Here is a 25,667-nt window from a genome sequence, read left to right on the forward strand (position 1 = left end):
TATGCTCTGGTATCATTACGTATTTGGTGCAGTTCTTATTGTTGCATCAGTTATTATTACAATTATTGTCCTTATGCAAGAGGGCAGATCATCAAACCTTTCCGGCGTTATTGGCGGCAGCTCAGAGTCTTACGGCAGTAAGTCAAAAGGTATGACAAACGAAAAGAAGCTTGAAAGAGTAACAAAGTGGTTTATTGCATTCTTCTTTGTTCTTGTTTTGGCAGCATTTTTGGTATTTCTTTTTGTATAACAGTTAAGTAATAACCTTGCGTTATGCAAGGTTATTTTTGTTTTGAGGTTAGAAATTGAATTATATTATATTTGATTTGGAATGGAATAACGCTTATAGCTATGCAAAAAAAGGTTTTATGAACGAAATCATAGAAATAGGCGCAGTAAAATTGAATGAAAGACTTGAGATTGTCGACACCTTTAAGCAACTTATTTTGCCGAAAATTACAAAAAAACTCTCCGGTAGATGCAAAAGTCTTACTAATATTACAAACGAAGAGTTGAAACAAAACGGTATTCCTTTTGCTGATGCTATCAAGGATTTTTCAAGATGGAGCAGGGGAGACGGCAATGTTTTTATGTCGTGGAGCAATTCCGATTTGTACGTTCTTACCAATAATTATCAAACTTTTTTGGGCAATTTGAACATTGATTTCATCACAAAATATTGCGATGCTCAAAAATATTGTATGTCTTTTATCAAGAGGGAAAACAATAACCAAATTTCTCTTGCGGATTGCGGAGAAACTTTTGGAATTGAAATTGATGTAGACAAGCTTCACCGTGCACTCACGGATTGCTATTTAACCGCCGAGTGTTTAAAAAAAGTGTTTGATAAGGATAAACTTCAAAATTACATTCATGATTGTGACAGTTCGTTTTTTGAACGCCTTATTTATAAACCGTATCTTATCGTCAAGCCTGTAACTCAACTTTTTGATGTTTACAAGCAAGACCTTTTGTGCCCTGTGTGCAAGAGCAAAATGGTGCGTTTGAAAGACTTTGAGTGTGTCAACAAGTCGTTTAGATGTCCTGCTAAGTGCAAGAAATGCGGAAAAACTTATTGGACAACCGTCAGAGCGAAAAAAACATATGATACTGTTGAGGTGAATCAACGCAGTATTGAAATGAACAGAAAAAAAGCAAAAAGGATAAAGAAGGATTAATTTTACAATATTTTGTTAATATTTAAAATACTTCTTTATTTTTTTGTTATTATATATTATAATAAATCTATATTGCTTGAAGGAGGCTGATTTCGTGGCGAATAAAGATTATGATGATCTTCTTGAGTCTTTTATGAACAATTCACAAAAGGCTTATAACGACGACAGAGAAACACGAAAAAAGAACGGCGGAAAATTACCGTCTGCCTATAATACTTTTTCAAATACAGACAATGGCAAGAAATCCAAAGCAGGATATTCAACCTCTGTTAATACAAACAAAAACAAAGGCGGCAAAAAGAACAACAAAAACAAAACTTCGGGTCAAAAGGCACTTGAGGGATTAGGAAAAGTTCTTTTGGGCATTGTTCTTGTAATTGCAGTTGTTGGCATCATCTGTTCTTCCGTACTTTTTGTTTACGGATTTTCCGTTGTTCACGGTGATGTTGTTTTCAATCTTGAGGACGAGGCATCAAGTCAAAATCAAACTTCGTTTATTTATGGCTACGATAACAATAACAAACTTATCGAAATCACTCGACTTCACGGTGAGGAAAATCGTATTTGGCTCGATAAAAACGATATGACAAAATATATGTCAAAGGCGTTTATTGCTATCGAAGATGAGCGATTTGAAAAGCACCACGGTGTTGACTGGAAACGAACCATCGGCGTTATGGTTAAACCGTCTAACAGCGGACAGGGTGGTTCAACAATCACTCAACAACTTATCAAGAACCTTACCGATGAAAACGATGTAACATTTATCCGTAAGTTTAACGAGATTCTTTCTGCTCTCAATTTGGAAAAGCATTATTCCAAAGATGAGATTATGGAAGCGTATCTCAACACGATTTATTTGTCGCACGGTTGCTATGGTGTAAAAACAGCGGCAGAAACATATTTTGGTAAAGAGGTTAAGGACCTTAATATTGCCGAATGTGCTTGTATAGCAAGTATAACCCAGTTCCCGACAAAGTACGACCCTCTTCTCAATCCGGAAAATAATAGACAGCGTCAGCTTCGTGTTCTTAAGAAAATGCTTGAAAAAGGATTTATTTCTCAACAAGAATATGACGAAGCTGTTGCATATAAAATGGTGTTCACCAACTCTCCCGATTATAAGGGCAGTCAAATCAAAAAGTCTGCTTCTGAGAAAAAGCAGGCAGAAAAAGTTAATTCTTACTACACCGACTATGTAATCGACCAAGTAATCAATGACCTTCAAAATGCAGGTTACAGCGCCAAGAAAGCAAAGAAACTCATTTACGGCGGCGGATTGAAAATTTATTCTGCTATTGATTTTGATGTTCAAAACGCTATCGAGGATGTATATGAGAATTACAGAAAGATGCCTGACGAAACAGTACAAGGTGCTTGCGTAATTATGGATTATCACGGCAGAATTCTCGGTATGGTCGGCGGAACAGGCAAGAAAAAGGCGAACCGTGTACTTAACCGTGCATGGCAGTCAAAGCGTCAGCCGGGTTCTGTTATCAAACCTCTTGCCGTATATGGCCCTGCACTTGAAAAGACTTTGCAGGACGGCGACACAAATGTTTATTGGTCAACTCCGACTAAGGACGCACCGCTTACAAAGATTGACGGCAAACCGTGGCCGACAAATGAGGGCGGCTCATATTCGGGTCAAACAATCACGGTTCAAAAGGGTCTTGCTCTTTCAAAGAATACAATTTCTGCAAGAACACTTGACAAAATCGGAACAACTTATTCATATGAATTCCTTACAAATAAGTTCCACCTTTCAACTCTTACTGTTCAGGACTGTGACCTTGCTCCTTTGGCAACAGGCTCAATGACTTATGGTGTAACCGTACTTGAAATGACAGCCGCTTATCAAGCGTTTGGCAATGGCGGTTATTATTACGAGGGCTATAGCTATTATAAAATTGAAGATGCTCAGGGCAATGTTATTCTTGAAAAGAATCCTGAAAAAGACAAGGAAGTTGCTTTGTCCGAGAATACTTCTTGGGTTATGAACAAGATGCTTCAAACAGTTATGACAGAGGGTACAGGTCGTTCGTATAAGATTGACGGTGTTGAGTGTATGGGCAAAACAGGTACAACAACAGGTTCAAACGACCGTTGGTTCTTTGGCGGTACTCCTGAATATATCGGTGGTGTTTGGTATGGGTACGATAAGAACAAGGAAGTTGTTTATCGTCTTTCCGCAAACCCATCAGGTACAATTTGGAACACCATTATGAAAGAAATCTATGAGAAGAAGGGAAAGAATGTCAAAAAATTCCCTGAATGTGACGGAATTGTTCACAAGGAATATTCTTCGAACGGACTTCTTCGCAGCGGAACGGGCAGATGGGGCTGGTTTGATGTAAACAACTTGCCAAAAACCGCCTCAAACGATTATTTGAGCGACTATGATTCGGATAATTCATACAACAGAAGATATTCCACAACAAAGCGCAGGGAAGATTATACCGAAGATAATTCCGATGACGATTCAAATGACGACATCGAAAATCCTGATGAAAATCCCGATGATTCAAATGATGATGAATCAGGGGATAATTCGGACGAAAATTAATATTAAAAATAATAGGAAAATCAAATTTGGTTTTCCTATTATTAATGAGGAAATATGAAAATAATGTCGATTGATTACGGAGATGTCAGAACAGGTGTTGCGATATCTGACATAAGAGGAATTCTCGCATCTCCGCTTTGCGTTATAAAAGAAAGCTATCAACCAAAACTTGTTGATAAAATAATTGAACTTATTGGTGAGAATAAAGCTGAAAAAGTTGTTATCGGTCTGCCGAGAAATATGGACGGCACCTACGGTTACCGTTGTGATGAGTGTAAATCGCTCGGTGAGGCAATAGCTGAAAAATCCGATGTTAAAATTGCTTTTGAAGATGAACGACTCACAACGGTTATGGCTCATAACATTTTGTCGGATAACAATGTTCGTGGTGCAAAGAGAAAACAAACTGTTGACGCTGTGTCGGCGGTTATGATTCTTCAAAGCTATCTTGATAAAAACAAGTAATTTTATATAAAACTTCGCCGTATTTTTATATGGTGATAGTTTGAAATTTAAACTTTTTGATGTAGAATTTGAAGTTAGCTTTTTGTTTTTCGTCATAATATGCACGGCTTTGATTGCAAATAATTATGAATTTATTTATGTTTTGCTTTTTTCGTCACTTCACGAATTAGGGCATATTGTTTCACTTTATTTGCTTGGCGGAAAGGCTGACAAAATCACAATTTCGTTTTACGGAATCGGATTGAAACACAGTTCCGATTTGCCTGTTTCAAGAGAAATATTGTTCTTGCTTTCGGGCATACTGATAAATTTGCTTTTTGTTATGTTTAATATAAAGCGAGATATAAACCTTGCATTGCTTGTAATTAACGCTCTGCCGATTTATCCGCTTGATATGGGCAGATGTTTAAAGCTTGTGCTTGAAAAATATTTTGATTTTAGAATATCGTATTTTTTTATGTATGTTTTGAGTGCAGTCGCTCTTGTACTGTTGGTCGGATATTCTTTTTATTGCAAAAAGTTCAGTCTGCTGATTATTTCGGCATATTTGGCTTATTGGCTTTTTAGAGGTAATTTATGATAAAAAAAGAAGTAGAAAAAATATTGCAATATGTTCAAAAACCTGCAAGATATTCGGGCGGTGAACTCAATAGTGTAATCAAAGACGCAGACAAGGTTGACATTCGCTATGCGTTTTGTTTTCCTGATATATATGAAATCGGTATGAGTCACCTCGGAATGAAAATTCTTTACGGACTTGTAAATGAGCGTGACGACGCTTGGTGCGAGAGAGTTTTTGCACCCGATATTGATATGGAGGAGCAGATGAGAAAAAACAATGTTCCTCTTTTTGCTCTTGAAAGCGGAGATTATATCAAAGATTTTGATATGATTGGCTTCACTTTGATGTATGAACTTTGCTACACCAATGTGCTCAATATGCTTGATTTGGCAGGTGTACCGCTGTTTTCTAAGGACAGAACCGAACTTGCACCTATTGTTTGCGTCGGCGGTCCTTGTGCTTGTAATCCTGAACCGATTGCGGATTTTGTTGACATCGTATTTTTGGGTGACGGCGAAGAAAGCACAAATGAAGTTATTGATTTGCTTAAAGAATGTAAGAAAAACGGTGCGACAAAGCAGGAATTTTTGCTTAAAGCAAAGGATATTACAGGCGTGTATGTTCCGTCATTCTATAAAGACAGCTATAACGATGACGGCACTTTGAAGGAACTTGTGTCTATTAATGACGCACCTAAAAAGGTAAAAAAATCTATCGTTTCCGATATGAACAAGTGCTATTATCCAAAGGAATTTGTTGTTCCGTTTATCAGCATTGTTCACGACAGAGCGGTTGAGGAAATTTTCAGAGGTTGTATCAGAGGCTGTCGTTTTTGTCAGGCGGGATTTATTTATCGACCAATCAGAGAAAAAAGCGTTGAAACAATCAATGCCCAAAGTAAGGCACTTATTGACTCAACAGGATATGATGAACTCTCTCTTTGCTCTCTTTCAACTTCCGACCATTCACAGGTTAATGAGATGCTCACTTCTCTTATTGATTGGACTGTTAAGGATAAAATTAATCTTTCGTTACCAAGTCTTCGAGTTGACAATTTTTCAGATGAATTGGTCGATAAGCTCAATAAGGTCAGAAAAAGCGGACTCACATTTGCTCCCGAAGCAGGAACTCAAAGACTCCGTGATGTAATCAATAAAAATGTCACTGAAGAAGAAGTTATCAAAACTTGCACAAAAGCATTTGATAACGGTTGGACTACCGTTAAATTGTACTTTATGATGGGACTCCCGACTGAAACCATGGAGGATATTGAGGGTATCGCAAATCTCGGTATGGAAGTTATTCACGCTTTTTATAAAAACCCTAACCGTCAAAAAGGAACAGGACTTCAGGTGAATATTTCTTGTTCGTCATTTATTCCAAAACCGTTTACTCCGTTCCAATGGGAGCCTGAGGACACTATGGAATCACTCAAGGCTAAGCAGAAACATTTGCTTGAATCAATCCCGTCAAAGAAGATAAAGGTTTCTTATCACGAAACCCCTACTTCACTTCTTGAGGGTGTTCTCGCAAGAGGTGACAGACGACTTTCCGCAGTCCTTTATTCAGCGTATAAAAAAGGCTGTAAATTTGATTCGTGGGATGAACATTTCAAATTTGACGCTTGGATGGAAGCTTTTGAGGAAAACAATCTTGACCCATATTTTTACACGCACCGTAAGAGAGAGTTCAGCGAGGTATTGCCTTGGGATCATCTTGACTACGGCATCAGCAGAAAATTCCTTGAAAGAGAAAATATGAAAGCACACGAAAATGAAACTACACCGCATTGCAGAATTCAATGTGCCGGTTGCGGAGCAAACAGACTGAACGGAGGTCATTGTGATGCGAGAGGTTAGACTTAGATTTTCAAAAACAGGACAGGCTAAATATATCAGCCACCTTGACACAAACAGAGTGTTTTCACGAGCACTTGCAAGAGCAAAGATAAATTTGTGGTACACTCAGGGTTTCAACCCTCGTCCGTATATGAGCTTTTCGCTTCCGCTTTCTCTCGGAGTAGAAAGTTATTGCGAAAATGTGGATTTGCGTATTCTTGACGATTTGACAGATGAGGAAATAAAAGAGCGTATGAATGACGCTTTGCCTCTCGGTATCAGAATTGTTGATGTTTACGAGGATTTTATGGATTGCCACGACATAGTTTATAGCGACTATGTGTATAAGTTTGAATTTAAGGACAATGAAACTGCTCTTAAAAAAATCATTGCTGTGCTTGAGTCAGATGAAATCTTGGCTCAAAAAAAGGCAAAACAGGGCAGGAGAAGAATTCTTAAAGAAACCGACATCAAGCAGTTTATAGTAAAATATAACGCTTCGATAAGGGATGATAATATTGTATTAAATATAAGACTTCTTGCAGGACCCGATAAAAATCTTAATCCTACATTGCTTTTTGATACTATTATCAGGCTTATTGATATGGATTATGAGTGGAAAAGCATAGGCAGAATCAGTCTTTTAACAAAAGATTTCAAAGAATATAAATAAAATGCTTGCATTTTGTGTAAACATATGGTAATATATATCAGCATTTATCCGTTGCATATCCCTGCAACGCGTAAGATGTAGCGTTTCGCATTTTAGAAGATGGTCCGCTTTCGTATTGATATGAACATCTCATAAATTATAAAGGAGGAAAATAAAATGGACGCACTTAAGATTATTGCTCAAGACAACATCAAGGCAGAAGTACCAAAGTTCAACATTGGTGACACAGTAAAGGTTTCTGTTAACATCCGTGAAGGTCAAAGAGAGAGAATTCAGAACTTTGAGGGTACTGTAATTGCAAAGAGAGGTTCAGGCATTTCTGAAACATTTACAGTTCGCAGAGTATCATACGGCGTTGGTATTGAGCGTGTATTCCCGGTTCACTCACCTAACGTAGTTGATGTTCAGGTTATCCGTGCCGGTAAGGTTAGAAGAGCTAAGCTCTATTATCTTCGTGATAGAGTTGGTAAGGCTGCTAAGGTTAAGGAAGCACTTAGATAATAACCAAAAATAGTCGTATCGTAGGTTTGCCTGTGATACGGCTTGTTTTTTATTTGAAAATAATTGTGTTTTATTGTATAATACATTAAATATATATGGTAGGTGAATGATATGCCTGAACTGATAAAACAGAATGTGCAGTGGTTTCCGGGGCATATGGCAAAGACAAGACGACTTATAAAAGAGTCGCTCAACCTTGTTGACGGAGTTGTTGAAATTCTTGACGCAAGAGTGCCGTATAGCTCACAAAATCCTGAACTTGACGGAATAATAAAGAATAAACCGAGAATAATTTTGCTCAATAAATGTGATGTTGCAAACCCAACTGCCACATCAATGTGGATAAAGTATTTTGAAAGCAAGGGTGCTTATGCCATACCTGTTGATTGTAAGACAGGAAAAGGTCTTAACAAGTTTGACGAGGTCGTAAAAAAGGCTTTGGCAAGAGTTATTGCCAAGAATGAAGAAAAGGGAATGACAGGCAAACCGCTTCGTCTTATGGTTGTCGGTATTCCGAACACGGGCAAGTCCTCATTCATCAATCGAATGGGCAAAAACGCAAAAGCAAAGGTTGCGGACAAAGCGGGTGTTACAAGGCAAAACCAATGGTTTATTGTCGGAAACGGAATTGAGCTTCTCGATACTCCGGGAGTTTTGTGGCCGAAGTTTGACGACCCCGAAGTTGGCGATAAACTTGCTTTTATCGGTTCTGTAAAGGATGAAGTAACCGACAAGGAAACCATCGCTTGCAGATTGCTTGAAAGCCTTGCAAAAACAAATCCGAGCGCTATCGAGGAAAGATATAAAATTTCAGGTGTTGAGGGACTTCAAGGCTGGGAAATCCTTGAAATGATTGGCAAAAAGCGTGGTTTTTTGATAAAAGGCGGAGAAATTGATTACGAGCGAGCAGCCGTTATTGTTGCCGATGAATTCAGAGGAGGAAAATTGGGTAGAATTACCCTTGAATTACCGTAATGAAAAAAGAAACAGAACAAATTGATTGGCTCAAATTTGAAAATGAAGCTTATGAAAACGGCTACACCTGTGTTTGCGGTGTTGACGAAGCAGGCAGAGGACCGCTTGCAGGTCCTGTGTTTGCCGCTGCCGTTGTGCTTGGCAGAGGTCAAGTAATCGAGGGCGTAAACGATTCAAAAAAACTTTCAGAAAAGAAAAGAGAGGCTCTTTTTGATAAGATAAAGGAAGAAGCGTTGTACTATTCTATCGCTTCTGTTGATGAGAAAACCATTGACGAAATAAATATTCTTAACGCAACTTTTCTTGCGATGAAAAAGGCTGTCGAGGGACTTGAAATCAAGCCCGATTTTGCAATGATTGACGGCAACAAAACACCTGATTTGGATATTGATTGTGAGGCTGTCGTCAAGGGCGACGCTAATTCTGTGTCTATTGCCGCCGCTTCAATTCTCGCAAAGGTTTCAAGGGATAGATATATGCTTGAAATGGCAGAAAAATACCCTGAATATAAGTTTGAAAAGCATAAGGGTTACGGAACAAAACTCCATTATGAAATGCTTGATGAGTTTGGTGCAAGCGAAATCCATAGGCAAACTTTTTTGAAAACATGGTACGCTAAAAAATGAATAATAAGGGCAGAATTGCGGAAATGAAAGCCGCAAATTATTTAAGAGGAAAAGGCTATTATCTGATTGAACATAGCTATAAATCCCGTTTCGGCGAAATTGACCTGATTTTTGAATATAAGAATTTCATTGTTTTTGTTGAGGTAAAAGCAAGGAGTGAAAACTCCATTGCTCAACCGAGAGAGTTTGTTGATGAGGTTAAACAACGAAAAATTATTTCAACAGCCAACCTCTATATGTCACAATATAAGATTAAATTACAGCCGAGATTTGATGTGATTGAGGTTTTTTTGGAGAATAACCGAATAAAATCCATTAAACATCTTGAAAATGCTTTTAGTTTGTAATAAAATAGTACTACTAAATTTTAGGAGGACATATTATGTTCTATACTTCTACACGAAATAAAAATATAAAAGTAACTGCATCGCAGGCTATTGCACAGGGTATCAGCGAAGAGGGCGGACTTTTCGTACCATGTGAGCTTCCGAAGTTTTCACTTGATAAAATTGCGTCTATGGTTGATATGCCATATACAGAAAGAGCAAAGACAGTTCTCAAGGATTTCTTGACAGACTTTTCCGAGGAAGAACTTGACTATTGCGTAAACGGCGCTTATGCCGCTGAAAAATTTTCTTCATCAAAAATTGCACCGACAGTAAATGTTGCAGGCAACAAGAATATTCTTGAATTATGGCACGGTCCGACTTGTGCATTTAAGGATATGGCGCTTCAGCTTTTGCCTTATCTTATGACTGCTTCCGCAAAAAAAACGGCTGACGGCAAAACTATCGTTATTCTTGTTGCAACTTCAGGCGACACAGGCAAGGCTGCTCTTGAGGGCTTTAAGGATGTTGACAACACAAGAATTCTTGTGTTCTATCCTGTTGACGGTGTTTCTCCGATGCAGAAACTTCAGATGACAACACAGGACGGCGAGAATGTTTCTGTTTGCGCAATTAATGGTAACTTTGACGATGCTCAAAGCGCTGTAAAGGCTATCTTTACAAATGATGATATTAAGGCTCAGCTTGCACAGAAGAATATGATGTTCTCATCTGCAAATTCAATCAACTGGGGCAGACTTGTTCCTCAGATTGTTTACTATTTCTCAACATATTGCGATTTGCTTGAACAAAAGAGAATTGCTCTCGGTGATGAGATTAATGTTGTTGTTCCAACCGGTAATTTCGGCAACATTCTTGCGGCTTATTATGCAAAGAATATGGGACTTCCGATTAAGAAACTTATCTGTGCTTCAAACTCAAACAATGTTCTCACAGACTTCTTAAAGACAGGTGAATACGACAAGAACAGAAAGTTCTTCATAACAACTTCACCGTCCATGGATATTCTTATTTCGTCAAACCTTGAAAGACTCCTTTACCATATGAGCGGCGAGGATGACAATCTTGTAAATGAGCTTATGAACGCTCTTGCAACAGACGGAAAGTACGAGGTTTCAAAGACTCTCATTGACTCTATCCAAACTGTTTTTGATGCGGGTTGCTGTGATGAAGCAAGCGTTGATGCAACAATCAAAGAGCATTTTGACAAATATCATTATCTTTGCGATACTCACACAGCTGTTGCTGTTGAAGTTTATGACGATTATGTAAAGCGTACAGGCGATGACATTCCTACTGTTATTGACTCAACTGCTTCACCGTATAAGTTCTCAAAGAGCGTTTTGACTGCTGTTATGGGCGGTGAAGAAGCAAATCTTGATGAATTTGCAATGGTTGATGAACTCAACAAGGTTTCGGGCGTTGATGTTCCAAAACCGCTTCAGGCACTTAAAGATAAGGCGGTTCGCTTTAACAATGTTTGCGACAAAGAAAATATGAGCGAAATGGTATTTAAACTTTTGAATTTGTAAAAATAAAAGAGGCCCGTTATTGAGCCTCTTTTTTATTGAGTGTAGCTTAATTGCAGTTGCAATCGCTGCAACATTCAAATGTTTCACAATTTGTTTCGTTTGTTGAAGTTGCGTTTGTGCATCCTACTTTGATACTTCCTGCTGTACAGCAGTTTGACATATCGTGATGAATACAGTTTTTAACTTCGCAGTTGATTCCTTTAATTTCTTGCTTCATTTTGCTTTCACTCCCTTCAAATTTATTATTTAGTTTATTTTTGCTTTTATTCAAGGAGATTTTATGTCAATTTTTGCGATTGCCGATACTCATTTGTCTTTCGGCACAGACAAGCCGATGGATTCATTCCCGGGTTGGAATGATTATGTTGGCAGAATTGAAAAAAATTGGAACAAATTAGTGACTGATGATGACACGGTTGTCATCGCAGGAGATATTAGCTGGGCAATGGATTTTGACCGGCTTGTTGCTGATTTTGAGTTTATCAATAACCTAAAAGGCAAAAAGATTATTCTAAAAGGAAATCACGATTATTGGTGGAATACTGCCAAGAAAATGAATGAATTTATCGAACAACACGGTTTTGATACAATAAAAATTCTTTCGAATAATTCGTATTCGGTTGAAAATATTTCTATTTGCGGGAGCAGAGGCTGGCTGTTCGATATAAACGATGAACACGATGAAAAGGTGCTGAACAGGGAAGTTGGCAGACTGAAAATGTCGCTTGACAGCGCAGAATGTGAGGAAAAAATCGTTTTTCTCCATTATCCGCCGATTACAACCGACACCAAATGTGATGAAATTTTGAATTTGCTCAAACAATATGGTATAAAAAAATGCTATTATGGGCATCTTCACGGTATAGCAGCTAAAATGGCGATTGACGACACAGTTGACGGAATTGAGTTCAGACTTATTTCTTGTGACAGATTAGGCTTTACACCAAAGCTGATTCGTTAATATTATATATAATAATTTATTTAATAAATATATTGAAATATGTTTGTTTATGTGGTATAATGCTACGGTATCAAATTGTAATTTAATTAAGGAGGGTCATTATTATGGCACTTAAGTCATCTAATAAAGTAGAGACAAATGTTTATGAACTTGAAATTACTGTAGATGCAGAAACATTTACAGAAGCATGCAAAAAGGCTTATTTGAAGCAAAGAAAATCAATCCAGATCCCTGGCTTCCGTAAGGGTAAGGCTACTCAGGGTATGATTGAAAAGGTATACGGCGAAGGCGCTTTCTATGAAGAAGCTCTTGAAATCGTTTATCCTGAAGCAGTAGGTGCTGCATTTGAAGAAGCAGGTCTTAATGTTGTTGACCAGCCATCTGATGTTGATTTCCCTGTAATGAGTAAGGCAGAGGGCGTTGTAATCACAATGAAGGTTACTACATATCCTGAAGTAAAGCTTGGCGAATACAAGGGCATTAAGGGCAAGATGCTCGATACAGACGCAACTGATGAAGATGTTGAAACAGAACTCAAGAATATGCAGGAGAGAAACTCTCGTCTTGTAACTGTTGAGGACAGAGAGGCTGCAATGGGCGATACTTGCGACATTAACTTTGAAGGCTTTGTCGATGATGTTGCTTTTGACGGCGGCAAGGGCGAGAATTATCCTCTCGAACTTGGTTCAAACAGCTTCATTCCGGGCTTTGAAGAGCAAGTTGCAGGTCATAAGGCAGGCGAGGAATTTGATGTAAATGTTACATTCCCTGAGCAGTATGAACCTTCACTTGCAGGCAAGGACGCTGTTTTCAAGTGTAAGATTAATGAAATCAAGGCTAAGGAACTTCCTGAACTTGACGATGAATTTGCAAAGGATGTATCAGAGTTTGATACTCTTGATGAACTTAAAGAAGATTTGAAGAAACAAATCGCTGACAGAAAAGCAGAAAATGCAAAGATTGATTTTGAAAATCAAATTCTTGAGCAAGTTTGCGAAAATATGGAAGTTGAAATTCCTGAATGTATGTTCACTCAAAAGTGTGATGAAATGGTACAGGATTATGCATACAGACTTCAAATGCAGGGTCTTGACCTCAATACATATCTTCAGTATCTCGGTCAAACAATGGATCAGTTCAAGGAACAATTTATGGAGGGCGCAAAGCAACAAGTTAAGTCAAAGCTTGCTCTTGACGCTATCGTAAAGGCTGAAAACATCGAGGCTTCTGAAGAAGAAATCGAAGCAGAAATCAACAAACTTGCAGAACAGTACAATATGGAAGCTGACAAGATTAAGACTGCTGTTCCGACAGAGCAACTTTCTGCTGATATTACTACTCGCAAGGCTGTTGACTTTATCGTTGACAACGCTGTTAAAGAGTAATTAACCATTCTAATTAAAGGATAGTGATAAGTATGGCATCAATGCCTTATGTAATTGAACAATCAAGCTCAGGCGAGCGTAGCGTAGACATTTTTTCAAGACTTTTGTCAGACAGAATTATTGTTCTGTCTGATGAAGTAACCGATCAAACAGCGTCACTCGTTGTTGCACAGTTGTTGTTCTTGGAAAGTCAGGACAGCACAAAGGATATTTCTTTGTACATCAATTCTCCTGGCGGCTCTGTTACCGCAGGTCTTGCTATTTATGACACGATGAACTACATCAAGTGTGATGTTTCAACAATTTGTGTCGGTATGGCTGCAAGTATGGGTGCTTTCCTTTTGAGCAGCGGTGCAAAGGGCAAGAGAATTGCGTTGCCAAACAGCGAAATCCTTATCCACCAACCTCTTGTTGGCGGTAACGGAATTACAGGTCAGGCAACAGATGTTGAAATTGCTGCTAAAAATCTTTTAAAGACTAAAGAAAAACTTAACAGAATTCTTGCTGAAAACTGTGGCAAGGATTACGAAACACTTGTTAAGGATACAGACAGAGATAATTGGATGTCTGCAAACGAGGCTATGGAATACGGTCTTGTTGATAAAGTAATCGAGAAAAGATAAGGAGTATCGGTTTTGGCAAAAGACGAGACTAATGTAAATGTAGCCAGATGTTCTTTCTGTGGCAAGAGCGAATCTATGGTTAACCGTCTTATCGAAGGTCCGGGTGTATTCATTTGTGATGAATGTGTTGCTTTGTGCGAGGATTTGATTCGTCAGAGCACGCCTGCACCAAAATATGATAAGAAGTTTTCAGAAATGGTTATTCCGAAACCTATGGAAATCAAGGCAAAACTTGATGAATATGTTGTAGGTCAGGATGAAGCAAAGAAAAATCTTTCTGTTGCTGTTTATAATCATTATAAGAGAATTTATTATGATAATGGTTCTGATGTTGATTTGCAAAAAAGCAATATTTTGCTTCTTGGTCCGACTGGTGTCGGCAAAACAATGCTTGCACAGACTTTGGCAAAAATCCTTGATGTGCCGTTTGCTATCGCAGATGCAACCACACTTACCGAAGCAGGTTATGTCGGTGAGGATGTTGAAAATATTTTGCTTCGCTTGATTCAAGCTGCTGATTTTGATATTGAAAAAGCACAGCGTGGCATCATTTATGTTGACGAAATTGACAAGATTTCCCGCAAGAGCGAAAATCGTTCTATCACCCGTGATGTAAGCGGTGAGGGCGTTCAACAGGCACTTCTTAAAATCCTTGAGGGTACAGTTTCAAACGTTCCTCCGGGAGGCGGAAGAAAGCATCCACAACAAGAATTTATACAGATTGACACAACAAATATTTTGTTCATCTGTGGCGGTGCATTTGATGGTATAGACAAAATTGTTGAAAAGCGTTTGGGTAAAGGTTCACTCGGCTTCGGCTCTGAACTTTCAAAGAATGTTGACAATAAAGAAGAAGTCCTTAGAAGTATCAATCAGCATGATTTGGTTAAATACGGCTTAATTCCTGAACTTATCGGCAGAATTCCTGTTCTTACGGTTCTCGATGAACTCGACAAGGAAGCTCTTGTTAAGATTATGACAGAACCAAAGAATTCAATCGTTAAGCAGTACACCAAGTTGTTTGAAATGGACAATGTTGAACTTGAATTCGAACCAGGTGCTCTTGAAGCAATGGCTGACATTACACTTGAAAGAAAAACAGGCGCAAGAGGACTTCGCTCGGTGTTTGAGAGTGTGTTGGGTGATTTGATGTTCAGCGTTCCGTCTGATTGTTCTATTGAAAAAATCGTTGTAACTGAGGATTCGGTTCGTAATTCAACTCAGCCGCTTCTTCTTACAAACAAATCAAGAAAGCCGACTGTTCTTCATCCAAAGGACATCAAAAACGCATAATTTAATATGTTTTAACTGCATCGAGAATGTTTTTTCATTCTCGGTGTTTTATTTTTGCCAAGCTGTGATATTTTTTGTTTCTTTCGCATAGTCTTAATTGAAATAGAAAGGAGCAAAATTATGGAACTCGAAAAAGAATATTCTTGCCTTGAAAAGAATGAATTAGTGTTTTGCAAAGCTATAAACATAGACAAGAATTATCAGGAAACACCCGAAGCCTATCTTGATGATATTTTTAAGGTGGTGAAGTGCACCGCACACAGTTATGTGACCTCTTGCGATATAAAGGATTCGACCGTTTACATAATCGGTAAGACAGAAATTTGTTTGACCTATTATAATGAGCAAAATGAACTTTTGTACACAGATTTTGTTGAGGACTTCAACGAAAGTGTTGCGATTGACAGTGTGTCTGAATATGCTTTTGGCATTGCTTCAGTATGCAATAAATACTGTAATTTTAGGATAATTAACCAAAGACGAATTGATGTTCACACTTCTTTTGCTCTTAATGTTAGCGTTTTTGACAAAAAGAGTTGCCCTTGTGTCTGTAAGTGTGAAAAATCAAAACTAAGAAAATCTGAAGAAAAAATTGCTTATGTTGAAAATGCGGTTATATCCAAAATTGATGTTGAAGAATCATTTACTTTGCCTGCAAATTCAAACGGAATAAACAGAGTTGTCAGTTTTGAACTGTATGCAACTTCAACGGACATTAAGACTATTAAGGATAAGGCTTTGATTAGATCGAATGTTTCGCTTTCGGTTTTGTATACAAATAACGAAAATAAGATTGACAAAGCTAACTTTACTTTCGAAGCCTCCAAAATAGTTGAAATATCGGGCATTGACGAAAAATGCAGTTGTATTGCAAAAATCAGCAAGGGCAGTTTGTATGTCAAAGCAAAGAGTTCAACTGATGATAACGGTGGGAAAATTGAATTGTACGGCGATTTGTCTCTTGCTGTGATTGTTATTAAAGAAGAATGTAAAAATATAATTTCCGACGGTTACATTGTCGGTCAAAAAACAAAAAATTCGTATTCTTCCTTTGATTGCTTAACAAACGGTCAGTATGTAAACAATTCTCAGAATACAAAACTGTCGCTTGATTTGTCCGCTTCAATAACTAAAATTTATGATTTAAGTGCAGTTGTCGGCAGTTGTACTCAAAAAAACAATAAACTGTGCATTGAGTTTGAGATTTCTGTTTTGGCTGAATCCGCCGAAAAGGGAATAGAATATATCACTCAAACAAAGACGATTGAAATCAAAACCGAAAATTCAGAAATTGCAAGTTCTGCATTTGTTTCTTCTTTTGATTACACAATTGTTAATGATAAGAATATTTCCGTCAATATTATGTACAGCTATTGCGGATATATGGGAAAGCAAAAGACGATCAATGCTCTGAGTGAAATCGAATGCACAGATGATGCTGTGAGCGTTCCTGCTCTGACTTTGTATTTTGGAAAACAAAACGAAAAACTGTGGGATATTGCAAAGAAGTTTTCATCTGATATTGAGCTTATAAAAAAAGAGAATAACATTACCTGTGAAAGTCTTGACAGCAACAAGGTAATTATTATTCCGGGATTATAAGGAGGAAATATGAATACTGATATTTACAGCGATATCTCTAAGCGAACAGGCGGAGATATTTATATAGGAGTTGTCGGTCCTGTTCGTACCGGCAAATCAACTTTTATTAAGAAGTTTATGGAAACTCTTGTAATTCCAAATATTGATGACGACTTTGTAAAGCAAAGAGCGAATGATGAACTTCCGCAATCGTCGGCAGGCAAAACGATTATGACTACCGAACCGAAGTTTATTCCTGAAGACGCAATTGAACTGAAACTTGACAATTCATCAAAATTTAAGGTGCGAATGATTGATTGTGTCGGATACATTGTTCCGAGCAGCGAGGGATACTTTGAGGATGAAACACCAAGAATGGTGATGACTCCGTGGAGCGAGGAGGAAATTCCGTTTAATCTTGCTGCTGAAATCGGCACTAAAAAGGTTATTGAAGAACATTCAACTATCGGCCTTGTAGTGACGACAGACGGCACAATCAGTCCCATACCGAGAAATGAATACGCCGAGGTTGAAAAGCGTGTTATAGACGAACTCAAAGCGATAAATAAACCGTTTGTTGTTCTTTTGAACAGCACAAATCCAAACAGTAAAGCGTGCAAGGATTTGGCTTGTAAACTGTCAAAGGAATACAACAAACCTGTAATTCCCGTGAATTGCCTTGAACTTGATGAAAACAAAATCAAAGATATTATTTCGGGAATTTTGTATGAATTTCCTGTTACAAGTATCGGAATTGATTTGCCTAATTGGTTTAGAAGTCTTGACGAGGACGACAAAATGCGAACCGTTGTGACTTCCGCAGTCCTTGAAAATTCGTCAAAAGTTTCTAATGTCCGTTCCGTAAGTGATTATATAAACTGTGTTTCCGCTATTGATGAAATAACGGATATCAGCGTTACATCAGTTGATTTGTCCTGTGGCAAGGTCAGCGTTAAGGCGAATATTGACAATTCGTATTTTTACAGTATTTTGTCCGAAAAGTGCGAAATAAAAATCAGTAACGAACAGGATTTAATGCGAGAAATTTCTGCACTTTCAAAGATTAAAAAGGAATATTCACGCATTAAGGACGCACTCAATCAGGTTGAACAAACAGGTTACGGAATTGTTATGCCGACCCTTGATGAGCTGTCGCTTGAAGACCCGGAAATTATGAAACAAGGCGGAAAGTACGGTGTAAGGCTAAAGGCTCACGCTCCGTCAATTCATATGATAAAGTGCAATACCTACACGGAGGTTGCTCCGATAGTCGGCAGCGAAAGTCAAAGCGAGGAACTCGTGATGTATTTGCTCAAGGAGTTTGAAAATAATCCGTCACAGATATGGGAAACAAATATTTTCGGAAAATCGCTTCACTCTCTTGTTAATGAGGGCTTGAACAACAAACTGTATCGTATGCCGAATGAGGCAAGGGATAAGTTTAGAGAAACGATCGAAAGGGTAATCAATGAGGGTTGCAGCGGTTTAATTTGTATCATTTTATAAAAAAATTCGGCAGTCAAAAACTGCCGAATTCTGTTTTAAGTATTAAATATGTTATTATTGCAACCTGAAAACTAATGATTGCAGGAAAGCCAATCATAAAGGATTTGTGTTGCGTTTTGTGTCTGATTGTTTTCATTGTGATGTAGCTTCCGATTGAACCGCCGAGGAGTGCAATTGTCCAAAGTGTCGCTTCGGATATGCGCCATTTGTTCTTTTTTGCTCTCTGCTTGTCAACGATGTTGACTATCGCACCGACAATGTTGATTACAATAAGATATATTATTATAATTTCATACTTCAAATTTTTTGAGTTCCTTTAAATCATAGTTGCCGATAGCAAGCTTTTCGCCGTTTCTAAAGTTAACACCTTTTTTGTTGTCAACACCGAAAACCGATGCACATTCAGGGCAAACGAGAAAATATACATTTTCGAATTTTACAACGGGAAGTTGTGGAATTAGCTTTGTATCCAAGTTTGTGAAAACAGAAAATTGAACCTTGTTTTTGCAATTCGGACATTCAAGAACAGCGGTTTCTCCTTGCTCAAATATTCTTTTGCCTTTGCCGAGTCTGTATTCCATAAAATCACCTCATTTGTTATATAATACTATATTAGAAAGAAGTGTTCAAGTGAAAAAAGTAATTCCTTTGATTTTAATTTTGTGTTTTGCTTTTTCTTCTTGTTCTTTGCCACAGGAAAACACACAAAAGGGAATTGTTAAAAGTGAGTACAGAAAAGCAATTTGGATTGCTTATTATGAACTTTCCGAAATGACAAATGGTAAAGATAAATACGAGTTTGAAAAAACTGTCAAAGAAGAATTATCAAAAATCGCTTCAAAAAGTTTCAATACAGTTACTGTTCAAGTCAGACCTTGCGCAGATTCTTTTTATAAATCGGCATATTTCCCGACAAGCAGATATTTCAACGGCGAGCAGGGGAGTGAAATGAATTATGACCCGCTTGAAATAATATGCTCTTATGCACAGCAGTTTAATCTAAAAACAGAAGCTTGGATAAACCCTTATAGAGTAAGTCAGGATGACGATTATTCCAAACTTTCACCGAACAACTTTGCTGTTAAGAATAAGAAAATGACCAAAGCTGTTGATGGCAAAATATACTTTAATCCTGCATATGACGAGGTCACAAACCTTATTGTCAGCGGCGTAAAAGAACTTGTTGAGAATTACAATATTTCTGCTATTCATTTTGATGATTATTTTTATCCGACCCAAAACAAAAACTTCGATAAAAAAGAATATAAAAAATATGGTGGAGATTTGTCACTTTCGGATTGGCGCAGACAGAATGTAACAGATATGGTTAAGCGTGTTCACGATGCGGTGAAAAATATAAACAAAGATGTTGAATTCGGAATAAGCCCTGCATCAAATATTGAAAATGACAGGAATAATCTTTATGCCGATGTTGAAATGTGGGTTAAAAACGGATCTGTTGATTACATTTGCCCTCAAGTGTATTTTGGCTTTAAAAATGTGTATCAACCGTTTATGTTTACCGTAAAAAAATGGGTTAAACTATGTGAAAACACAGATGTTGATTTGTATATAGGTTTGCCACTCTACAAGGTGAATACAAAGGATGAATATGCTGCTGAAAACGACAGCAGTATAATCAATGAATTTAAAAACAACAATGATATAATTGCACGGCAAATTACATATATTTCAAAAATAGACAAAATAAAAGGATACTACATCTTTTCATATTCGCAATTGTCAAGCGAAAATGCCAAGGATGAAGTATCCAATATGTATGAAGTTATGCAAAGCAACAGTCAAGGCTGATGTCGGCACTTTTGATGGTTACTTCTATTTCTTTGCCGATAATGTCTGTGTCGCTTTTCATACGAACAGGCACATAATTCTTTGTGTAGCCTTGATAGGTGTTACCGCCGATATTGTTTTCAAACAAAACAACTTCTTTTGCACCGATTAATTTGTTGAAATATTCGTGACGAATCTTGTTTGTTTCTTCAATCATAACAGAGGCTCTGCGCTCCTTTTCCTGCTTTGGTACATTGTCGCCCTTGCGAGATGCAACTGTGCCTTGTCGCTCGGAATAAGGGAAAGTGTGAACCTTTTCAAATCCGATTTCTTTTGCAAATTGAAGGGAAGTGTTGAAATCTTCCTCGGTTTCGTCGTTGAAACCTACCATAATATCGGTTGTGACGGTTGCGTCATCAAATGTTGCACGTAGCTTTTTGCAAAGCCGGCGATATTCATCGGAACTGTAGTGACGATTCATATCTTTCAGCGTTTTGTCACATCCGCTTTGGAGTGAAATATGAAATTGCGGACAGAACTTTTCGTATTTTGCAAGTCCCTCAATAACTTCATCGGTTATATGATCAGGTTCTAGCGAACCGAGGCGAACTCGTCTGATGTTTTCGTCCTCATTGCAAATCCTGACAGCATCAACAATGTTGAAATTTTCACCTTTGCCGTATGACGACAGATTGATTCCGACAAGTACAATTTCCTTTATTCCGTTGTTGCCGAGCATTTTGATTTCGTCCTTCAAATCGTTAAGAGATTTGCTTCGAACTCTGCCTCTTGACATAGGAATAATGCAGTATGAGCAAAATCTGTCGCACCCATCCTCGATTTTAACAAATGCTCTTATTCTTTCGCTGAAATGTTCAATCGAGCATTTTGTAAATTCGTCGCCTTTTTGGTGCTTGTCAATTTTTACAATTCTGTTGTGCGAAACATTGTAGCGATTGATAAGGTCAAGAATATCATCGTTGCTCTTGTTTGAAAGGACAATGTCGGCTTCATTGAGTGCCGATGCCTGCTCAGGAAACGCCTGTGGCATACATCCGGTGAGAATAACAACAGAGTTAGGGTGCTGGCGCTTGAATTTACGCACATTCTGTCTTGTCTTTTGGTCTGCCGTGGCAGTAACCGTGCAGGAATTTATTATGTAATAGTCTGCATCCTCGTTGTGCGAAACAATTTGCATACCCGCATTTTTGAGAATTTCAGCCATATATTCGGTTTCGTATTGGTTGACCTTGCAACCAAGTGTATAAAATGCTGCTTTCATATATTTGATGTCCGCCTTTAAATTTTATGCTATTATATCAAATTTCAAATATTATTACAATATATAGTAGGTGTTCTTATGAAAAAAATATTGGCAATTCTGCTGTGCATTGTTGTTATGCTTCAGCTGCCTGTGACAGCTTTTGCAAATGACAATACGGAAAAGGACGACAAAATCAATGCAAAATCAGTTTGTCTTATGGCACTTGATACGGGTGAAGTGCTGTATGCGGAAAACGAATATGAGGAACTTTCTCCTGCTTCTGTTACAAAAATTATGTCGCTATTGCTTGTCCTTGAGGCACTCGACAGCGGAAAAATCAAATTAACGGATAAAGTTTCGGCTTCAAAAGAAGCTGTGGCAATGGGTGGTTCTCAAATTTGGCTTGAAGTAGGGGAAGTTATGACAGTTGAAGAGTTGTTTAAAGCTGTTATTATCGCAAGTGCTAATGATGCTTGTACCGCGTTGGGAGAACATGTTGCCGGTTCTGATGTTGCATTTGTAAAGATGATGAACGACAAAGCAAAATCACTTGGATTGAAACATACAAATTTTGAAAATTGCACAGGTCTTGACGACACCGTAAAGGCACATTATTCCTGTGCCTACGACCTTGCCGTTATTTCTTGCGAAGTGATGAAACACCCATTGATTACAAAATATTCGACTATATGGCTTGACAGCCTTAGAGGGGGTAAAACCGAACTTAACAATACTAACAAACTCGTTAAATCTTATAATGGAATAACAGGCTTGAAAACCGGAACAACCTCTAATGCAGGCTTTTGCGTCAGTGCAACCGCAAGTCGTGACGGATTAAACCTCGTTGCCGTTGTTTTGGGTTCGGACACAAGTGAACATAGATTTAACACAGCCTCTTATTTGCTTGATACTGGTTTTGCGAATTATTCTTGCATAAATATAAATGTTGATAAAAAGAAAATAAAGGCTGTAAAAGTAAAAAACGGCAAAAAAAAACAAATCAAACCTGCGTATGATAAAGATATAAAATTGATTGTACCCAAAGGCAACGATGAATTGACATACAATTATAAGATAAAGAATGAAGTAAAAGCACCGATTAAAAAAGGCGATAAACTTGGTAAAATAGAGGTTATTTCTAAAAATAAAAAAATAAAGAGTGTGCCTTTATATGCTGACAAGACTGTTGAAACGGTTGATTTTAATTATATATTTTTAAAAATTTTTAAACATATTTAGAAAAGTCGGTTTTTTTATTGCATTTTATTTCAATATGTAGTATAGTATCTCTATAAATTTATTAAATTAACACAAGAGGTAAAATATAATGTCATTGAAATTTAATTCAAAATACAGTGAATCTATTGTATCTCCTGCCGACATTGAGGCAATCGCTCCAAAGGCAGTTGAGGCTATGGATACACTTATGTCAAAAACAGGTGAGGGCAATGACTTTTTAGGTTGGATTGACCTCCCTACAAACTACGATAAGGAAGAATTCGACAGAATCAAGAAGTCAGCCGAATATGTCAAGAAAAATGCGGATGTTCTTATTGTTATCGGTATCGGCGGTTCTTATCTCGGAGCAAGAGCTGTTATCGAGGCTGTAAAGTCTTATAACTACAATCTTCTTGCAAAGGATACACCTCAGATTTACTTTATCGGTAATTCTATCAGCCCGTCAAGTCTTAACGAAATCGTTAGCCTTTGTGACGGCAAGGATGTTTGCGTAAATGTTATTTCAAAGAGCGGAACAACAACCGAACCTGCTATTGCTTTCAGAGTTTTCAGAGAACTCATCAACAGCAGATATTCAAAGGAAGAAGCCGCAAAGAGAATTTTCTGCACAACTGATGCCAACAAGGGCACACTCAAGGAACTTGCAGATAAGGAAGGCTACGAAACATTCGTCGTTCCTGATGATGTAGGCGGTAGATTTTCTGTTTTGACAGCAGTTGGTTTGCTTCCTATTGCTGTTGCAGGTATTGATATTGACGAGCTTATGCTTGGTGCAAGAACTGCACAAAACGAACTTTGCGATACAGACCTTGAAAAGAACGCTGCTCTTAAATATGCCGCAGTAAGAAACTGCTTCTACAACAAGGGCAAGAAAATGGAATGTTTCGTTTCGTACGAACCTAATATGACAATGTTCAACGAATGGCTCAAACAACTCTTTGGCGAGAGTGAGGGCAAGGACGGCAAGGGCTTGTTCCCTGTATCTTGCGTATTCTCAACCGACCTTCATTCGCTTGGTCAGTATATTCAAGAGTCAGGCGCTGACAAGATGTTTGAAACCGTTGTTAAATTCAATAATTGCCTTAACGACTATGTTATCGACGAGCAAAAGGGCAATATTGACGGCCTTAACTTCCTTGCAGGTGAAAAGATGAGCGTTGTAAACGATAAGGCAAGACTCGGCACATTGCTTGCTCACACAGAGGGTGGTGTTGGCAACCTTATCATCGAGGCTGACAAACTCGGAGCAGAAGAAATCGGTTATCTTATTTACTTCTTTGAAAAGGCTTGTGCCATTTCAGGTTATATTCTCGGAGTAAATCCGTTTAACCAACCCGGCGTAGAAAGCTACAAAAAGAATATGTTTGCTTTGCTTGGCAAACCGGGCTATGAAAGCGAAAAAGAAAAACTTGAAAAACAATTAGATTTATGATAATATATAAAAAAGATCATATTTCTTACAGGAGGAATAAATAATGATTAAACTTATCATCGGTAATAAAGGCGCAGGAAAAACAAAGAAGCTTATTGATTTGGTAAATTCCTGTGTAGAGAATTCTGACGGAAATATCGTTTGCATCGAGAAAGAACCAAAACTTACATACGATATTTCATCAAAGGCTCGTTTGCTTGAAACAGAAACTTACGGAATCAATGGCCATAAGGCATTCTATGGTTTCCTTGCAGGCATTTGCGCAGGCAATTACGATGTTACAGATATTCTTATTGATGCCACATTCAAGATTGTTGGCAGAGAGTACGAAAAGCTCCCTCAGTTCTTTGAGATGCTTTCAGGTTTAAGTGAGGCTTCGGATGTAAACTTCTATTTCACAATCAGCTGTGATAAAGAAGATCTTCCGGTTGAAATCTTCGATTATTGCGAAGAAGCGTAAAAATTATGGCACACTTGGCGACGAGTGTGCCTATTTTTTTAAATTTTACTATTGACAAAAAAGCTCTTTATATATATAATATCTAAAGTGCAAACATGAGGTGAACTGTATGCAACTTGATTTTACAAATCTTCTTAATTCATCGGCTGATGAAATCAATATAGATTATCACGCAAAAACCGATGATTTTATGTATAGCACCTATAAACCACTCAAAAACGGTGTTGATATAAAAGGAAGAGCTTATCAAAAAGTCGGGGTTGTGTATCTTGACCTTGATGTTAACTTTGACTTTTTCGGTGTGTGCGACAGATGTGCCGACGACATCGAAAGAAGATATGATTTTTCTCTTAGCAAAATCATTGTCAGCGCAATGAAAAACGAAAATGATGATTACGATGATTATATCGTTGTTGAAAACAATGTGCTTGACCTTGATGAACTCGTTAATGAGGAAATTCAGTTGTTTTTGCCGGCAAAGATGCTTTGTAAAGAAGACTGCAAGGGATTGTGTCAAAAATGCGGCAAAAATTTAAATTACGAAAAATGCGAATGTGCAAAGGATGTTGACCCAAGGTTGGCTGCTTTGGCAGATTTGCTGATTGATGAGTAAACTAACTTGTTTTTATAATAAGGAGGAAATTAAAAATGGCAGTACCAGCAAGAAGAACAGGTAAAGCAAGAAAGAATAAGAGACGTTCAAGCGTTTGGAAGGCAGAAGCTCCAACACTTGTAAAGTGCCCAAAGTGTTCTGAATACACAGTTCCACACAAGGTATGTGCAAGCTGTGGCTATTACAATGGCGAAGAAGTTATCAGCAAGGACTAATTATTTGAGCATTGGCGACTTTATTTAAGTCGCCTTTCTTG

General features: G+C 37.8%; 28 protein-coding genes. 24 read left to right on the forward strand and 4 right to left on the reverse strand.

Going from position 1 to position 25,667, the window contains the following annotated elements; genetic code table 11:
* Window position 1: 1 nt before the first annotated feature.
* From secG to thrC, 12 genes are all read left to right on the forward strand, one after another.
* On the forward strand, window positions 2-250 hold the full coding sequence (gene secG, locus Q0E03_RS02145) for a preprotein translocase subunit SecG (protein ID WP_294837493.1): 249 nt from the start codon (window positions 2-4) through the stop codon (window positions 248-250).
* A gap of 55 nt (window positions 251-305) precedes the next feature.
* The gene (locus tag Q0E03_RS02150) at window positions 306-1,178 is read left to right on the forward strand and encodes a 3'-5' exonuclease (protein ID WP_297128991.1); all 873 of its coding nucleotides are present in this window, start codon (window positions 306-308) and stop codon (window positions 1,176-1,178) included.
* A 94-nt stretch (window positions 1,179-1,272) separates the two neighbouring features.
* On the forward strand, window positions 1,273-3,744 hold the full coding sequence (locus Q0E03_RS02155) for a transglycosylase domain-containing protein (RefSeq protein WP_297128993.1): 2,472 nt from the start codon (window positions 1,273-1,275) through the stop codon (window positions 3,742-3,744).
* A gap of 54 nt (window positions 3,745-3,798) precedes the next feature.
* The gene (ruvX, locus tag Q0E03_RS02160) at window positions 3,799-4,209 is read left to right on the forward strand and encodes a Holliday junction resolvase RuvX (protein WP_297128996.1); all 411 of its coding nucleotides are present in this window, start codon (window positions 3,799-3,801) and stop codon (window positions 4,207-4,209) included.
* Window positions 4,210-4,249: 40 nt separating this feature from the next.
* Window positions 4,250-4,789, forward strand: a complete 540-nt coding sequence (locus Q0E03_RS02165) for a hypothetical protein (protein WP_297128999.1) — start codon at window positions 4,250-4,252, stop codon at window positions 4,787-4,789.
* Window positions 4,786-6,630: a TIGR03960 family B12-binding radical SAM protein gene (locus Q0E03_RS02170; RefSeq protein ID WP_297129002.1), complete on the forward strand. Its 1,845-nt coding sequence runs from the start codon at window positions 4,786-4,788 to the stop codon at window positions 6,628-6,630. The genes Q0E03_RS02165 and Q0E03_RS02170 overlap by 4 nt, the downstream gene beginning before the upstream one ends.
* Entirely contained in the window at window positions 6,617-7,282 is a 666-nt protein-coding gene (locus Q0E03_RS02175) for a TIGR03936 family radical SAM-associated protein (protein ID WP_297129004.1), read from the forward strand. Before Q0E03_RS02170 ends, Q0E03_RS02175 begins: the two co-directional genes overlap by 14 nt.
* A gap of 156 nt (window positions 7,283-7,438) precedes the next feature.
* Window positions 7,439-7,783 (forward strand): 50S ribosomal protein L19, encoded by a 345-nt coding sequence (rplS, locus tag Q0E03_RS02180; RefSeq protein ID WP_288529093.1) that lies wholly within the window; start codon window positions 7,439-7,441, stop codon window positions 7,781-7,783.
* Window positions 7,784-7,894: 111 nt separating this feature from the next.
* Window positions 7,895-8,758, forward strand: a complete 864-nt coding sequence (ylqF, locus tag Q0E03_RS02185) for a ribosome biogenesis GTPase YlqF (RefSeq protein ID WP_294837499.1) — start codon at window positions 7,895-7,897, stop codon at window positions 8,756-8,758.
* The gene (locus tag Q0E03_RS02190) at window positions 8,758-9,384 is read left to right on the forward strand and encodes a ribonuclease HII (RefSeq protein ID WP_297129009.1); all 627 of its coding nucleotides are present in this window, start codon (window positions 8,758-8,760) and stop codon (window positions 9,382-9,384) included. Before ylqF ends, Q0E03_RS02190 begins: the two co-directional genes overlap by 1 nt.
* Complete coding sequence (locus Q0E03_RS02195; RefSeq protein WP_297129012.1) at window positions 9,381-9,731, forward strand: YraN family protein; 351 nt, start codon at window positions 9,381-9,383, stop codon at window positions 9,729-9,731. Before Q0E03_RS02190 ends, Q0E03_RS02195 begins: the two co-directional genes overlap by 4 nt.
* 35 nt (window positions 9,732-9,766) lie before the next feature.
* Window positions 9,767-11,263, forward strand: a complete 1,497-nt coding sequence (thrC, locus tag Q0E03_RS02200) for a threonine synthase (protein WP_297129017.1) — start codon at window positions 9,767-9,769, stop codon at window positions 11,261-11,263.
* A gap of 46 nt (window positions 11,264-11,309) precedes the next feature.
* Here the strand turns inward: thrC and Q0E03_RS02205 are convergent, their stop codons facing one another.
* A complete protein-coding gene (locus Q0E03_RS02205; RefSeq protein WP_078769015.1) occupies window positions 11,310-11,480 on the reverse strand; it encodes a DUF1540 domain-containing protein in 171 nt (56 codons plus the stop codon).
* Between the two features lie 63 nt (window positions 11,481-11,543).
* Between Q0E03_RS02205 and Q0E03_RS02210 the strand changes: the two genes are divergently transcribed.
* The 6 genes from Q0E03_RS02210 to spoIVA all read left to right on the forward strand — a co-directional run bounded on the left by Q0E03_RS02210 (window position 11,544) and on the right by spoIVA (window position 18,612).
* Window positions 11,544-12,224, forward strand: a complete 681-nt coding sequence (locus tag Q0E03_RS02210; protein WP_297129020.1) for a metallophosphoesterase — start codon at window positions 11,544-11,546, stop codon at window positions 12,222-12,224.
* Window positions 12,225-12,328: 104 nt separating this feature from the next.
* On the forward strand, window positions 12,329-13,609 hold the full coding sequence (gene tig, locus Q0E03_RS02215) for a trigger factor (RefSeq protein ID WP_297129023.1): 1,281 nt from the start codon (window positions 12,329-12,331) through the stop codon (window positions 13,607-13,609).
* 32 nt (window positions 13,610-13,641) lie between these two features.
* The gene (locus Q0E03_RS02220) at window positions 13,642-14,232 is read left to right on the forward strand and encodes an ATP-dependent Clp protease proteolytic subunit (protein WP_273338023.1); all 591 of its coding nucleotides are present in this window, start codon (window positions 13,642-13,644) and stop codon (window positions 14,230-14,232) included.
* 12 nt (window positions 14,233-14,244) lie between these two features.
* A complete protein-coding gene (clpX, locus tag Q0E03_RS02225) occupies window positions 14,245-15,525 on the forward strand; it encodes an ATP-dependent Clp protease ATP-binding subunit ClpX (RefSeq protein ID WP_294837505.1) in 1,281 nt (426 codons plus the stop codon).
* 120 nt (window positions 15,526-15,645) lie between these two features.
* Window positions 15,646-17,127, forward strand: coding sequence for a LysM peptidoglycan-binding domain-containing protein (locus tag Q0E03_RS02230; RefSeq protein WP_297129027.1), 1,482 nt, complete (start codon window positions 15,646-15,648; stop codon window positions 17,125-17,127).
* 9 nt (window positions 17,128-17,136) lie between these two features.
* On the forward strand, window positions 17,137-18,612 hold the full coding sequence (spoIVA, locus tag Q0E03_RS02235; protein ID WP_297129032.1) for a stage IV sporulation protein A: 1,476 nt from the start codon (window positions 17,137-17,139) through the stop codon (window positions 18,610-18,612).
* Window positions 18,613-18,625: 13 nt separating this feature from the next.
* On the opposite strand, the gene Q0E03_RS02240 is transcribed toward spoIVA, so the two are convergent.
* A complete protein-coding gene (locus Q0E03_RS02240) occupies window positions 18,626-18,901 on the reverse strand; it encodes a DUF1294 domain-containing protein (protein ID WP_294837526.1) in 276 nt (91 codons plus the stop codon).
* A gap of 1 nt (window position 18,902) precedes the next feature.
* Window positions 18,903-19,193, reverse strand: a complete 291-nt coding sequence (locus Q0E03_RS02245) for a hypothetical protein (protein WP_297129035.1) — start codon at window positions 19,191-19,193, stop codon at window positions 18,903-18,905.
* A 49-nt stretch (window positions 19,194-19,242) separates the two neighbouring features.
* Between Q0E03_RS02245 and Q0E03_RS02250 the strand changes: the two genes are divergently transcribed.
* Window positions 19,243-20,424, forward strand: a complete 1,182-nt coding sequence (locus Q0E03_RS02250; RefSeq protein WP_297129037.1) for a glycoside hydrolase family 10 protein — start codon at window positions 19,243-19,245, stop codon at window positions 20,422-20,424.
* Here Q0E03_RS02250 and mtaB read toward each other — a convergent pair.
* A complete protein-coding gene (gene mtaB, locus Q0E03_RS02255; RefSeq protein WP_297129040.1) occupies window positions 20,399-21,685 on the reverse strand; it encodes a tRNA (N(6)-L-threonylcarbamoyladenosine(37)-C(2))-methylthiotransferase MtaB in 1,287 nt (428 codons plus the stop codon). The two genes, Q0E03_RS02250 and mtaB, sit on opposite strands and share 26 nt — an antisense overlap.
* Window positions 21,686-21,763: 78 nt before the next feature.
* On the opposite strand from mtaB, the gene Q0E03_RS02260 reads away from it, so the two are divergent.
* The 5 genes from Q0E03_RS02260 to rpmF all read left to right on the forward strand — a co-directional run bounded on the left by Q0E03_RS02260 (window position 21,764) and on the right by rpmF (window position 25,626).
* The gene (locus tag Q0E03_RS02260; RefSeq protein ID WP_297129044.1) at window positions 21,764-22,906 is read left to right on the forward strand and encodes a D-alanyl-D-alanine carboxypeptidase family protein; all 1,143 of its coding nucleotides are present in this window, start codon (window positions 21,764-21,766) and stop codon (window positions 22,904-22,906) included.
* Window positions 22,907-22,994: 88 nt separating this feature from the next.
* Entirely contained in the window at window positions 22,995-24,338 is a 1,344-nt protein-coding gene (locus tag Q0E03_RS02265) for a glucose-6-phosphate isomerase (protein ID WP_297129047.1), read from the forward strand.
* Window positions 24,339-24,381: 43 nt separating this feature from the next.
* The gene (locus Q0E03_RS02270) at window positions 24,382-24,798 is read left to right on the forward strand and encodes a hypothetical protein (protein WP_078768500.1); all 417 of its coding nucleotides are present in this window, start codon (window positions 24,382-24,384) and stop codon (window positions 24,796-24,798) included.
* Window positions 24,799-24,907: 109 nt separating this feature from the next.
* A complete protein-coding gene (locus tag Q0E03_RS02275; protein ID WP_297129050.1) occupies window positions 24,908-25,411 on the forward strand; it encodes a DUF177 domain-containing protein in 504 nt (167 codons plus the stop codon).
* A gap of 35 nt (window positions 25,412-25,446) precedes the next feature.
* Window positions 25,447-25,626 (forward strand): 50S ribosomal protein L32, encoded by a 180-nt coding sequence (gene rpmF / locus Q0E03_RS02280; RefSeq protein ID WP_297129053.1) that lies wholly within the window; start codon window positions 25,447-25,449, stop codon window positions 25,624-25,626.
* Window positions 25,627-25,667: the final 41 nt, after the last annotated feature.

The sequence above is a fragment of the uncultured Eubacterium sp. genome, from assembly GCF_934525195.1.
Classification (GTDB): domain Bacteria; phylum Bacillota; class Clostridia; order Oscillospirales; family Acutalibacteraceae; genus Eubacterium_R.